Genomic DNA, 11617 nt, shown 5'->3' on the forward strand with positions numbered 1-11617 from the left:
TCAAAAGCCATCTATAAATACGCATGTGCAGCATATAAGGCGTTATAGCAAAGAAAAAGGCAGAACGGCTAATGAGGAGCTGCCCTGCCTTTTTCCATAAGCGAATAGTTGGAACGATTTTGTGATAACGCTTGAATAAATGGGAACTTTGCCCATATAATAAATAAGAACAAACGTTCCTATTCTTTTGGAAAATAGGTGATACAATGGACATTGACTACTCAAAAATGCCTCAACGCACTATCATTTTCGTTGATATGAAATCATTCTTTGCATCCATAGAGGCTGTTGAACGAAACTTAGATCCGCTGAAAACCTTGCTTGTCGTTGTAGGAGACAAGAATAGAAATGGAAGTGTGGTTTTGGCCTCTACTCCTGCCATGAAGGAGAAATTCGGAATTAAGACCGGAAATCGCCTATATGAAGTACCCAAGATCCGAGGAATACAGATCGTGGAAGCACGTATGGGATTCTATTTGAAAAAATCCCTTGAAATCACCAAAATTCTCACTAGATTTGCTCCTTGGGATTCCATTCAGCAATATTCCATTGATGAGGCAGCTATCTATATAGGCAATTCTGAAAGGCTTTTTGGTACTCCTAGACAAGTGGCTGAACTCATGAAAAAAACGATTTATGAAGAAACAAAGCTCATCTCTTGTTATGGGATTGGACCGAATAAATTTCTGGCTAAAGTCATTTTAGACACTCTTGGGAAGAAACAAGGGATTGCGGAATGCCAATATGAAGATGTACCGGAGTTGCTTTGGCCCCTTCCGCTTGGTCAAGTCTGGGGGATTGGGAAAAGGCTAGAAAAGAAATTAAATGCCATGAATATTTTCACGTTAAGAGAACTGGCTCACTATCCTCTGGAGCTATTACGGAAAAAATTTGGCGTCATAGGTGAACAATTGTTTTGGCACGCACATGGGATTGATTTAAGCCCTGTTACCTATGAGCAGAATTTCTCCATCCAAAAAGGGATTGGAAAAGGAATCACCTTGTTGAGGGATTATTGTGACATAGAAGAAATAAAAACTGTGATTCTTGAACTATGTGAAGATACAGCCATGCGTGCTCGTGGAGAAAATTTAGTGGCGTGTACGATTTCACTGGCCATTGGCTACTCTCAATATGATGGTGGAGGAGGCTTCCATCGTTCGAAAACGATGGAAATCGCTACAAATATTACGATGGACATTTATCGAGTATGCTTGCTTTTATTACATAAGCATTACTCAGGGCAAATTGTACGCTCTGTCCATGTATCCCTAAGTAACTTGGAAAAGGATGAGATGATACAAATGAGCTTATTTGAGGATGGATACAAGCAAAAAATTCTGGGGTATGTCATGGATCAGATTCGAAACAAATACGGTTCTACGGCTATTTTAAGAGGCAGGAGTTATACAAAAGACGGAACGACCATAGCACGCAGCCATACCCTGGGAGGTCATAAATGGTGAAGATCAATGATCGCGGAAACCTAAAATGGCAGCCTTTTTTATTACCTGAACATCGTTCACTTTTAAAGGAGCTTAAAAAGGAGGAACAAAAAATCGAAGTGCCTATGTTGGATCAACAGCGACTGGAAGAATTCAATCAGACCATATGCGACGCGATGGCTTTCAATCAACCTTTGGAGGTTGCCTATTATCAAAACGGAAAAATAGAACGGGCGATATGCCATGTTCACTACATAGATATCCATCATCGTGAGCTCCGTACGCTTGATAAATCTAATCACATTTGTATCATCAAGATGGATAAAATCATAGATATTCAACTTACGGACGGGGATTAGAATTGGAGGCCTAGAGGTAAAAGTATAAGGCCATCATCTATAATTGATAGAAAAATACTGACATCATGCACGGCTTAGAATCGGTTTAAGCCTGAGATTTCCTTTTTATACTCTACTAAAACACAAAGACAGTCTAACAAACACCTGGTTTTGGGATTTACTTTACCATGAATTTCGATCGTTTGAACCAACTTGTCTGCGGGTGAACGAATGAACATCTGTAGCTGTTGTTCATCCGTCATTTGAATCACCTCGCTTGTTATTTTCAGGAAAATAACACCATAAAAATTGTGGTGAATTGTTAATATAAGGAATCATTAGATGAGCAAGAACAAGTGATGCTGGAGCTTTGTTTATTCTTTGAAAAGCCCCATTCACGTTCGTTCAATATGAAAAGAATCTATGAGCTGGGAGATCGGGATTTTTCTTTGGGGCACCACAAGGGTCCCATAACAGGCTGATAACGGTCTCGCTCCCCCCTAAAATGCCCGATAACCACGGACTGATCGAGACGCGAAAAACGCTTTTCGTCATTCCGTGGGTTCCTGTCCATTTCTTCACGGCTGAACGATGACGAAAGAACGGAAAAACCTGAAACAATGAATCTTCTGTCAATACAGAAGGCTACCAATAATGCTAGTAAACCGGTTAGAAGTACATTGCCGTAAGTTTCAAGGGGAAACGTTTTTTCAAGGTGGATATCATTCGCACGAAATTCGAGTCGTTTCACCGCATGTTTAGCGGTGAAAAGGCCCTCTTGCTTGGCTAAATCTTCATTATTTGACAGATGCCGGATATGAATGATGGGCAAACTTCTTTTTCGCCAAATGGATAGTAATTCAACTATCTTACTCTCTGCATCCAAATTATTACGTTCTGCAAATGTAACGTTTTTAAAAATCTTTTGAACATCAACTATAATTAAAGCCGGATTATTCAGCTCCATGTTGGACCTCCTTGAGAATTTAGCATGGCAATTTTCGCTGTCATATGAATCGTACACTTCATACTAACGATTTTTTGTTCATTCGACTTGATCCGTAAAGCCACCGCCATTAAAGCGATGGCTTTTGAATGTGTTATGATTTGTTCAACGAAGCTTAAGAAGTTTTCAGTGAAGTATCTTTTAATTTAGGAGTTGTCTTCTTCATAATGAATCGTCTGTCAATACAGAAGGCTGCCAGTAATGCTAGTAAACTGGTTAAAAGTAAATTGCCGTAACTTTCAAGGGGAAACGGTTTGCCTTCAAGATGAATATCATTCGCCCGAAATTCGAGTCGTTTCACCGCATGTTTAGCGGTGAGAAGGTCCTCTTGCTTGGCTAAATCTTCAAGTTGAACTTCAAATATAAACCGATCGGGCGAATCGCTGTGAACGAACTGAACTTCCTCGGTATATCCTTTTTCGTTCCATTTTTTTACCTCCTCCACAGCCAACGATTTCGCTTCTCTTCCCGGAACAATCATTTTATCTAATTGCGGGGCATTGCCTATCAAGTGTCTTGAAATCAAGTTCAGACCGTGTTTCGTCACAACAGGATGTTCCGAACTTGAAATGGAAAGAACCTTTGTCGTTCCAGTGTCTGAATAAATATCAAAGACGGAAGCCAATGCCATTTCCTCCACCCCGTTATACAGTAGCACACCTGCTTTTTTCTTGTTCCACTGAAAGGCATTATTCAATGTATAGGTGCGCACATCGACATCAAATGGGTCCATCTTTGGATTTTTAACGAAATGGTAAGATGGATAGTTCATTTCTTTTGCAATTTTCGCTGCCGCAGGTTCGCCTAATCTTTGCGAAATCACATAGAGAACGGCATCGATTCCCGATGAAACACCCGCCGAGGATACTACGTTTCCGTCCTGAATATACCGCTGATCCCATCTCCAGTCCGTTTCAGGAAATTTCTTTTCAACAGCGTCAAAAAGGCGGTTTTGCCAGTGAGTGGCCACTGACTTTCCTTTCAATAAACCACTGGCCGCAAGATTCCCCGATCCCCCGCAAATGCTTAGTAAATTGGTTTTGGAATGTTTTTGCAGCCATTCTTGAACAGGTTGAAACTTCTTTTCGTCACGCATGGTCATATAAGGAATGGCGATAATGTCAGGACTTTTCCCGAGCAATTTATCCATTTCTTTAAAAGAGTAATGCGGTATCACATCAAGGCCGCCGGTCAATGACCTCACCTGATTGTCTGAGGCAACGGCATATACATTGAATGCCCCAGTCCTGGAGAACAATTCGTATGGAATCATAAAATCGGATCCCTCAGTAGTTTCATTCCCCAGCAGTACGGCAACAGTAGGTTTATTCGGATTATAGTTAGGTTTCTCTACTCCTTGTAAAGAAGGAATTGACTCTTGGCGAATCGCTCCGTAAAAATCTTTCTGTGAACGAGTAATTCCGAAAAACCCAACCCCTCCTACAATCACGGTGAAAATACCGATATAAGCAATCAAACGTAGTAATAACTTCTTCATTTCATTTTCCTCCTTGTAATTACGTTTCTTTTACCATACCTGTGTAAGGTATGAAAAGTTGAAAAATAATCAGACTACCATCCTGTTTTAACTAATGTCATAATCACATAACCTACCGACATGATCGTTGAAATAGAGGTCATGACTATCATGCCTTTACTTTTAAATCCATCCTTAACTAATTGGTAAACCGACCATAGGACTGTTACAAGAGAAAGGACAATCATCATTCGCTGAAACCCTATCATACTATCCATATTCATGCTCATCATCCCGCCCGCGGACCCTCCCAGAAAGATAAAAAGAAGAAGTCTATGCAACCAGTGTTGGGTAGCTAAAAAAGTTATAATCATCGGCAAAAATGCTGATACTTTTTGTCCTGTTTTCGGTTTTGTTGATACCTTTTGCCCTGTTTTCATCTTTGTGCAGCAGATTTTCATTATTCTTTCCTCCTGTAAAATTTTAGAATTAACTTCCGCTAAGGATAAACCAGTTTTGTGAACTCAATATGAACTAAGCCATAGTATTTTTCCTCCTGTGAAAAATTTTGTAAAATTAACTTCCTGTAAGGATACTATAAACCCGCTTTGTGAACTCAATATGAACGGAACGAACAATTTTCAAAAAAAAGAAAATACTGCCAAATGGCAGTATTTCTATGATTTATTGTTGATTCAACATACCTGAATCACTTCGGCAGTGTAACTTGAAAAGTTGTACCTGTTCCCAGTTTTCCTGATACTTGAATATCCCCTTGATGCATGTCTACGATTTGTTTCACAATCGATAAACCGAGACCGTTTCCTTTGACAGAAGAATTACGGGCCTTATCCACTTTGTGAAACGGCTTGAAAATATCCGCACGTTCTTCTTCTGGAATTCCAATCCCATTATCTGTGATGGATATGATATTCTGATTATCTTTCAACACGGCTTCGATCAAAATCTTTCCGCCTACTGGCGTGAATTTTATACTATTGCTCAGTAAATTGATCCATACCTGACTTAGTTGGTCTTCATCCGCTTGAACAGTTAAGGGCTCGAGCTGAAGATCGATGTCAATTTCTTTCGCTCCCCAGTGCGGCTCCAACGCAATCACAACTCTTCGAAGTTGCTCATCCAACCGGTAAGTACTCATTTTTAATGGCTGATTGTCATGTTGCAGATGGGATAATCGCAGCAAATTTTGACTTAACCGGGATAATCTCTCGCTCTCCTCTTCGATGATGGTCAAATAGCGGAGGCGGCTTTCCTCGTTCATTTGCTTCTGCTTTAACGCCTTGGTAAACCCGGAAATAGAAGTTAATGGCGTCCCAATCTCATGCGAGACGTTGGAAACAAAATCTCGACGCATTTGATCCAGCTTAGCCAGTTCTTTTGCCATCTCGTTAAAGCTAACGCTTAAAACACCGATTTCGTCCTTGCGTTTGGTAGGCAACTCCACATCGAATTTTCCTTTCGCCATCCGCCTGGTTGCTTCCGTCAAACGAAGAATAGGATTTACGATATAACGAGCAGCAATTAGGATCAGAAAACTTCCGAAAAACAGAATAATAACGTACATTAGATGAATGGAATTCATGAGCTCCTCGTCCACACTGTTCTTCTCCAACGTTATAAATAGGGCATAAGGCTGCCCATCCACCTGAAACGGAAGGCCGATTACAGGCAGTTGAGCATTGTCAGAATGAGGACGGGCTGCTTTATTCATATCACTAACCTTTTCGCCTGCGAGCACACGCTCAATATCATTAGGGTGAACCTCCAGAGGCCAATCTTTTTCGTCAAGAAGGGGCTTACTGTCCTTATTGTAAAGTTGCAGAGTGATATAGGAAAGTCCGGATATGTTTTGCATAAACGGGATTAATTCAGCAGAAGGTGCCGATTGATAAGTTTGTATCAGTTTGTTGCCATTCGTGATTAGAAGGTCTTTTATCATGTTTTGTGCTCGGCTTTCATACATCAAGGAACTAACAATAAACGCCGTGAACAAACTCAACATGACAATGCCGACAAATATCAATACAATGCGGGTATATAGTGACTTAATCTCGGTACACCTCCAATCGATAACCGAGACCACGGATAGTCACAATACGGAAATCGGACTCAAATTCAGCAAACCGTTCCCTAAGTCGCTTAATATGAACATCCACCGTCCGCTCGTCCCCTTCATAATCGATGCCCCATATTTGTTCAATGAGATTATCCCGTGTAAACAACTGCCCGGTATAGCTGCCCAATTTGAACAGCAATTCAAATTCTTTCATCGGAAGTGTCATCGTTTTACCATTCTCATATATAACCTGATAACTCGAGCGGTCTAACGATACGTTTCCAAGTTTAATGATATTGGAAGTAGAAATACGATATCGTTTTAGCAGAGCCTTCACGCGAAGAACAAGCTCCACCGGATCAAATGGCTTTACCAAATAATCATCCGTTCCAAGCTTAAATCCATGAATTCTATCCTTCGCCTCCCCCTTCGCGGTAATCATCAAAATAGGCATATCCCCAAACTCCCGGAGTTTCGTGCATAAAACCCAACCATCCATTTGCGGCATCATGATATCTAGAATCGCTAAATCAAAAGCATGATTCTCCGCATATTCTAACGCATCCGCTCCATTCGATTTTTCAACGATATCAAAACCTTCGTCTTTCAAGTACAACGATACTAACTCACGGATGTGAGCTTCGTCATCTACCACTAATATCTTGGGCATTTTTATGTTCTCCCTTCTCCTCATCATCAAAGGAAACGATATACTCGCAAATATATACCATCCGTAGCTGCGACGAGTAACGGTCCATCGCTTGGATGGTGAACCAAATCCAAACCAGCGAGTTGTGCTTGCCGATTGTCTTTTGGAGCCAGTAGCACGACATTATTTCCTGTTATCCATAGGTAATTCCTTCTGTAATATAAATATCTATCTGACTATTATCCGAATCTATACACTTAGCTGAAATCCCCGCCACTTGAAACATATCTTTTGTAACAATCTTTGGCTCGTACATCACACACACTCCTCTTAGAATTAGAATCAATATAAAACGTCAACCAAATTTTAACATTTATTCCGGTATTTATACATTAATTTAAAATTCTATAGTCTATAAAATTTTAGTTAACATAATGTTCTTTAGAGGAACTCAAAAATCCTTAGATTTCATAGAATCTAAGGATTTTTTGTGTTTATAGAAGTGTGCTTTTACGAACAATACAAGTCTTAATGAAGTTTAGTTAAATTGTAAAAAACTTAAAAAACATAAAAAAGAAAAATATGAAATTTTCCAAATTCAAAATATAGCTACCCTGTCAACATATCAAACATCCGTTTGGCTAATAAGTAAAAAGTAAACAAAAAATATGAGTGTTGCCTTGCTTCTTCTCTGCTTTAGATTTGCTTTGCCGGGATTGGGAGAATATCCTGAATGGCCTGCATCGCTTCATCTACATTTTGCACTTCTATGGTTAATCTGCGTTCCTCTGGATACTGTTTCGCCGCGTACTCATAGCGAGGATCATAATAGTACTCGAGTAGCAACCGCACTGCCGAATCAAAATCGCCTGATTGCAGATCGGTGTCAATCTTCGACGCGATCGGCGTGTGGATACGGCTCTTGATTTTCCGAAAAGCCTTAATGCATTCCTCTTGGTGTTCCCAAGGACGATAATCCTCCAAAATGTGTTTAACCCGCTCTTCTACAGGTATATCGATAAACAATTGTGTTCCCTGTTCTTTTTTCTCCACAATAAATTCGGGAAGGACCGCTTTCCCGACCCGCTTGCTCTCTGCTTCAAATAACACAAATGGAGCTTGCTGCAACCGGAGCACTTCTTGAAGAAGAAGAGAGTCGAACGTTTTCTGATTGTTCGGTTCAAGTCCGATCTGTCCGAAGATGGAACCTCTATGATTGGCCATTCCCTCAAAATCAAGAACAGGGTATCCCTCTTCCCGGAGGCGTCGCAGAAGGAGGGTCTTGCCTGATCCCGTATATCCGTTTAGAACGTAAGCCTCTGGCTTGAATTCTAACTTTTCGAGCGTTTGGACAACCCACTGGCGATAAGCACGGACGCCGCCCTGTAGACGGTAAGTATGGATTCCCATTAAATCGAGAACGGTGGCTGACGTTTTGCTGCGCATGCCTCCGCGCCAGCAAAAGACAGCCTTCTGCCCGTCAATTTGCTTAAATTCTTTAATAAAGTCAGGCAACTTGGCCGAGACGATTTCCAATCCGCGATCTTTGGCAGCCTGAACGCCGACTTGCTTGTAAATCGTGCCGACTTCAGCCCTTTCCTCGTCGTTAAACAGTGGAATATTTAAACTGCCAGGGATAGTGGCATCCTTATATTCGGAAGGGGACCGTACATCAATCAGCACAAGCTCCTTTTGATCCTGCAAAGCTAATAATTTATCTATGGTGATATCTTGGAACAATGGTCTTTCCGCCTTTCTACAACATACACTGCTTATATAACGACAATATGTCCCGGTTGATCTTCTGTCACTTCACCGATCAAGCCCGCTTCCACGCCGGCTTTCTTTAGGTCCGCAAGAAGGGATTCCGCTTCTTCTCCGGCTACAGATATTAAAAGTCCGCCCGATGTGACCGCATCGCACAAAATCCATCGGTCGATTTGATCCATTGTCTCAGGAAAGGTCACCGATCCTTGAAGATGAGCGAAATTATTTTTCGTTCCTCCGGGAATAACTCCAGCTTCTGCAAGTTCTCTTACCCTTGGCAGAACAGGCACCTGATCTTTGATAATACGCAGTCCGACACCGCTGCCCTTAGCCATTTCCGATGCATGGCCGAGCAGACCGAACCCGGTAACGTCCGTGCAAGCATGTACATCATAAGATTCCATCGTTTCCGCCGCCGTTTTATTCAGTGTCGCCATCACCTCGGTAACACGGGCTATTTCTTCATTGGCTAACAGGTCACGCTTAATGGAAGACGTCAAAATACCGACGCCGATCGGCTTGGTTAGGATAAGCTTGTCACCGGGCTTTGCTCCAGCATTGGTTCGCACCTTCTGCGGATGAACGAGCCCAGTTACGGCAAGTCCGAATTTCGGCTCCTTATCATCAATAGAGTGGCCGCCGACAAGCGTCGCTCCCGCTTCTTTAAGCTTATCACCAGCACCACGCAAAATGTCAGCCAAAATCTGCTTGTCCAATGTTGCGATCGGAAAAGCGACAATATTAAGCGCGGTCAGCGGCTTACCGCCCATCGCATAAATATCGCTGATGGCATTGGCAGCCGCCACCTGTCCGAACGAATATGGGTCGTCCACAATTGGAGTAAAGAAATCAAGGGTTTGCACAAGTGCAAGTTCATCGTTGAGACGGTATACACCCGCATCATCACTTGTATCAAGGCCTACAAGCAAATCAGGATTCGGAACGGCAGGAGGGAGCGTACGGATTACCTGCGCTAAATCTGCAGGACCGATTTTACAGCCGCAGCCTCCTTTCGAAGATAATGAAGTAAGTTTAACTGAATCAGACTGTGTCATATGACACCAACCTTTCTATAAGACATCTTTATTTATTATAGACCACAATTTTGGAAAATGCATATCGGAAGCAATGGCGGAAAAATAACGAGCAGGCAGAAACCCATATAAACAGCGTTTTTTTCGCATTTCCGATAAATTCTATCGGCTTTTTTGAAAAATCTCCCGGATGTTTACAGATTGTGATATAATTTTAAATTGTCTTGATATAATTTCTATTTCATTTAAGGGGGGTTACCATGTCTCAGCTAAATAGTCCGCTTCCCCAAGAACAGCCAAACAGCAAAAAGACGGCTTGGTTTATTGCCATTTTTCTATTGATTACTACAGCCGGACTCATGTATGTGAAATGGTGGCCTTATTATCATAAGGTCATCACAGCTGCTGCTACACATTCGATCGGCGAATCCATTTTAGGAGATCCGTCAACCTCCGTATCTCCGTCATGGAGCAGTGCATGGGAATATGCGTCAGCTTATTTTAATGCGGTCTGGAAAGCTGCCATCCTCGGCGTTGTTCTCGGATCATTGCTTCAAGTGCTCCTGCCTTCAGGCTGGCTTTTGAAGGTTCTCGGGAAAACTTCTTTCGGCAGTACGGCCGCCGCTGGACTTGCTTCTATTCCTGGCATGATGTGCACGTGCTGCGCTGCGCCGATAGCTGTAGGTCTCCGGAAAAAGAATGTCTCTGTCGGCGCTGCACTGGCGTTTTGGCTCGGGAATCCGGTCATTAATCCGGCAACGCTCGTGTTCATGACCTTTGTGCTTTCATGGAAATTTACGTTGCTGCGTCTTGTATTTGGCCTCATTTTAACCTTTGGGGTCAGCTATCTTGCTAACCGCTTTGCACCGGATGCAGAACCTCTTGACATCGATCAAGTGACAGCTGATACAGAACAAGAGATTACCGGCTCTTTTTTATCGAGATGGCTTAAAAGCATGGGAAGCATGATTCTTTATGTGGTGCCTGCATATGTTTTATCTGTGCTTCTGCTTGGAGCGGGCCGTGTTTGGTTGTTTCCGCATATCAGCGAGGCAGCGGCAAACAGCCTGCTCGTTGTGATCGGCTTTGCGATAGCAGGCATGCTCTTTGTTATTCCAACAGCAGCGGAAATACCCATCATTCAAACGTTTATGTCCGTCGGACTAGGCGGGGGCCCGGCCGCTGCACTTCTGATTACATTGCCTGCGGTCAGCCTGCCTTCCCTGCTCATGGTTGCCAAATCGTTTCCTAAACGGGTACTCGTGTTTGTCATCGCTTCTGTTGTCTTTCTTGGTATCCTAAGCGGAATTGCAGGTATGCTGTTTCTATAAAATCTAGTACGGTATTACTTATATGTTTCTTAAAAAAGCAACCTTTAAAAGAGCTGTTAACAGATACCTTATGGTCGTTGCTTTAGATAACATATTGAATCATAAAAACCGATAAATAACTACATTTAGTAGAGATTTATCGGTTTTTTCTTTTCATTGGAGACTTAGTTTGTCAGCAGTTCTTATATCCTGTTCTCTAATTGCCTTTCTATGCAAAGAAATTCACCATTTCGAATGTTCACGCAGCTGAATAAACTCACCATCGCATGATGACCATACATGGGGATTTGTTTTTGTTTCCCTTTGACACTCCACGTGGCACGCAGCGTTTGGTCATCGCGAATGTGGCTCTCATCTTCATATAACAGAACTAGATCGTCTGAGATGTTTTTTTCACCATGTCGAGTTCCCGTTGAAATGCTTCTTGTTTCTGGCGATTGGCACGCTTGAGAGTGTACGTTGAGGCGTCCAGCCCACCACGATTAAATTTCCG

Annotated in this window: 12 protein-coding genes; 3 read left to right on the forward strand and 9 right to left on the reverse strand. The window is 42.2% G+C overall.

What is annotated here, in order from left to right; all coding sequences use genetic code 11:
- Nucleotides 1-206: 206 nt before the first annotated feature.
- The gene (locus ACFOU2_RS16985; protein ID WP_377917178.1) at nucleotides 207-1466 is read left to right on the forward strand and encodes a Y-family DNA polymerase; all 1260 of its coding nucleotides are present in this window, start codon (nucleotides 207-209) and stop codon (nucleotides 1464-1466) included.
- The gene (locus ACFOU2_RS16990; protein WP_377917180.1) at nucleotides 1460-1804 is read left to right on the forward strand and encodes a YolD-like family protein; all 345 of its coding nucleotides are present in this window, start codon (nucleotides 1460-1462) and stop codon (nucleotides 1802-1804) included. The genes ACFOU2_RS16985 and ACFOU2_RS16990 overlap by 7 nt, the downstream gene beginning before the upstream one ends.
- 400 nt (nucleotides 1805-2204) lie before the next feature.
- On the opposite strand, the gene ACFOU2_RS16995 is transcribed toward ACFOU2_RS16990, so the two are convergent.
- The 8 genes from ACFOU2_RS16995 to selD form a co-directional block, all read right to left on the reverse strand.
- Complete coding sequence (locus tag ACFOU2_RS16995) at nucleotides 2205-2750, reverse strand: hypothetical protein (protein ID WP_377917182.1); 546 nt, start codon at nucleotides 2748-2750, stop codon at nucleotides 2205-2207.
- A 154-nt stretch (nucleotides 2751-2904) separates the two neighbouring features.
- Nucleotides 2905-4287, reverse strand: a complete 1383-nt coding sequence (locus ACFOU2_RS17000) for a DJ-1/PfpI family protein (protein WP_377917184.1) — start codon at nucleotides 4285-4287, stop codon at nucleotides 2905-2907.
- A gap of 74 nt (nucleotides 4288-4361) precedes the next feature.
- Nucleotides 4362-4727 carry a hypothetical protein gene (locus ACFOU2_RS17005; RefSeq protein WP_377917186.1) on the reverse strand — a complete coding sequence of 122 codons (366 nt, stop codon included), beginning with the start codon at nucleotides 4725-4727 and terminating at the stop codon, nucleotides 4362-4364.
- Nucleotides 4728-4975: 248 nt separating this feature from the next.
- Entirely contained in the window at nucleotides 4976-6226 is a 1251-nt protein-coding gene (locus tag ACFOU2_RS17010) for a sensor histidine kinase (protein WP_377917188.1), read from the reverse strand.
- A 106-nt stretch (nucleotides 6227-6332) separates the two neighbouring features.
- Complete coding sequence (locus ACFOU2_RS17015) at nucleotides 6333-7013, reverse strand: response regulator transcription factor (RefSeq protein WP_377917190.1); 681 nt, start codon at nucleotides 7011-7013, stop codon at nucleotides 6333-6335.
- A 172-nt stretch (nucleotides 7014-7185) separates the two neighbouring features.
- The gene (locus ACFOU2_RS17020; RefSeq protein WP_377917192.1) at nucleotides 7186-7308 is read right to left on the reverse strand and encodes a hypothetical protein; all 123 of its coding nucleotides are present in this window, start codon (nucleotides 7306-7308) and stop codon (nucleotides 7186-7188) included.
- 380 nt (nucleotides 7309-7688) lie between these two features.
- Nucleotides 7689-8732 carry a tRNA 2-selenouridine(34) synthase MnmH gene (gene mnmH / locus ACFOU2_RS17025; RefSeq protein ID WP_377917194.1) on the reverse strand — a complete coding sequence of 348 codons (1044 nt, stop codon included), beginning with the start codon at nucleotides 8730-8732 and terminating at the stop codon, nucleotides 7689-7691.
- Between the two features lie 32 nt (nucleotides 8733-8764).
- On the reverse strand, nucleotides 8765-9814 hold the full coding sequence (gene selD / locus ACFOU2_RS17030; protein WP_377917196.1) for a selenide, water dikinase SelD: 1050 nt from the start codon (nucleotides 9812-9814) through the stop codon (nucleotides 8765-8767).
- A 239-nt stretch (nucleotides 9815-10053) separates the two neighbouring features.
- Between selD and ACFOU2_RS17035 the strand changes: the two genes are divergently transcribed.
- The gene (locus ACFOU2_RS17035; RefSeq protein WP_377917198.1) at nucleotides 10054-11124 is read left to right on the forward strand and encodes a permease; all 1071 of its coding nucleotides are present in this window, start codon (nucleotides 10054-10056) and stop codon (nucleotides 11122-11124) included.
- A gap of 182 nt (nucleotides 11125-11306) precedes the next feature.
- On the opposite strand, the gene ACFOU2_RS17040 is transcribed toward ACFOU2_RS17035, so the two are convergent.
- Entirely contained in the window at nucleotides 11307-11543 is a 237-nt protein-coding gene (locus tag ACFOU2_RS17040) for a transposase (protein ID WP_377917489.1), read from the reverse strand.
- Nucleotides 11544-11617: the final 74 nt, after the last annotated feature.

Origin of the sequence: Bacillus songklensis (assembly GCF_042649685.1) — a bacterium.
Classification (GTDB): Bacteria; Bacillota; Bacilli; order Bacillales; family Bacillaceae_H; genus Bacillus_BA; species Bacillus_BA songklensis.

Excerpts from the sequence above, each read along its gene's own strand:
- ACFOU2_RS17020 (WP_377917192.1), bottom strand. The coding sequence starts at position 7,308 with ATGTACGAGCCAAAGATTGTTACAAAAGATATGTTTCAAGTGGCGGGG.
- ACFOU2_RS16985 (WP_377917178.1), top strand. The coding sequence starts at position 207 with ATGGACATTGACTACTCAAAAATGCCTCAACGCACTATCATTTTCGTT.
- ACFOU2_RS17035 (WP_377917198.1), top strand. The coding sequence starts at position 10,054 with ATGTCTCAGCTAAATAGTCCGCTTCCCCAAGAACAGCCAAACAGCAAA.
- ACFOU2_RS17015 (WP_377917190.1), bottom strand. The coding sequence starts at position 7,013 with ATGCCCAAGATATTAGTGGTAGATGACGAAGCTCACATCCGTGAGTTA.
- ACFOU2_RS17005 (WP_377917186.1), bottom strand. The coding sequence starts at position 4,727 with ATGAAAATCTGCTGCACAAAGATGAAAACAGGGCAAAAGGTATCAACA.
- selD (WP_377917196.1), bottom strand. The coding sequence starts at position 9,814 with ATGACACAGTCTGATTCAGTTAAACTTACTTCATTATCTTCGAAAGGA.
- ACFOU2_RS16995 (WP_377917182.1), bottom strand. The coding sequence starts at position 2,750 with ATGGAGCTGAATAATCCGGCTTTAATTATAGTTGATGTTCAAAAGATT.
- ACFOU2_RS17000 (WP_377917184.1), bottom strand. The coding sequence starts at position 4,287 with ATGAAGAAGTTATTACTACGTTTGATTGCTTATATCGGTATTTTCACC.
- ACFOU2_RS16990 (WP_377917180.1), top strand. The coding sequence starts at position 1,460 with ATGGTGAAGATCAATGATCGCGGAAACCTAAAATGGCAGCCTTTTTTA.
- ACFOU2_RS17010 (WP_377917188.1), bottom strand. The coding sequence starts at position 6,226 with ATGATAAAAGACCTTCTAATCACGAATGGCAACAAACTGATACAAACT.